Here is a 764-nt window from a genome sequence, read left to right as displayed (position 1 = left end):
CCGCCTCTGCCGGCACCATCAGGAACAGTCCCGTAAGGACGAAACAAAGGGTCAGCAGCAGCTTTTGGACTCTTTTCATTTCAGCACCTCCTGGGCTTTCCCCCGGGCCAGTTCCAGTCCCAGATGATGGGCCAGGATCTGCCCTGCATCACTGTAGGTATCCATGGGTTCCAGGGGCCCGGGCTTCACTTCCGGCCCGAAGAACAGCATGGGCACGTGTTCCCGGGTGTGGTCCGTCCCTTTCCAGGTGGGGTCGCACCCGTGGTCCGCAGTGACCAGCACCAGGTCTCCGGGCTGGAGCCGGGCCGCCAGTTCCGGCAGACGCCGGTCCACGGTCATAAGCCCTTCCCCGTAGCCTTTGGCATCCCGCCGGTGGCCGTAGGTGGAATCGAAATCCACGAAGTTGGTGAACACCAGGCTCCGGTCTCCGGCAGCGTCCAGGGCCTCCAGGGTGGCGTCGAACAGGGCGTCCAGGCCGGTGGCATGCCAGGCCCGGGTTATCCCCCTGTGGGCGAAAATATCTGCGATTTTCCCCACCGCATAGACCCCACCGGCTTTTTCGTACACTTCATCCAGCAGGGTCTTTTCCGGCGCCGGTACTGCATAGTCGTGGCGGTTCCCGGTACGGGTGAATTCCCCGGCCTTTTCCCCTACAAAGGGACGGGCGATGACCCGGGCGATGTGGTAGGGCTGGACAAGTCTGTAGGCAATCTCACAGAGTTTGTACAGATTCTCCAGTCCGAAGGTCCGTTCATGAGCGGCAA

At 62.0% G+C, this 764-nt stretch carries 1 protein-coding gene; it reads right to left on the bottom strand.

The window, feature by feature from the left end; genetic code table 11:
• Positions 1-75: 75 nt before the first annotated feature.
• Positions 76-764, bottom strand: a 689-nt coding sequence (locus QVO43_RS03290; protein ID WP_288174447.1) for a phosphopentomutase, incomplete at its 5' end; no start/stop codon positions are given.

The organism is Acidaminococcus sp. CAG:542 (genome assembly GCF_000437815.1).
Classification (GTDB): domain Bacteria; phylum Bacillota; class Negativicutes; order Acidaminococcales; family Acidaminococcaceae; genus Acidaminococcus.
The sequence above is the reverse complement of the archived record's forward strand: the minus strand, read 5'-3'. Positions and strand labels throughout refer to the sequence as shown.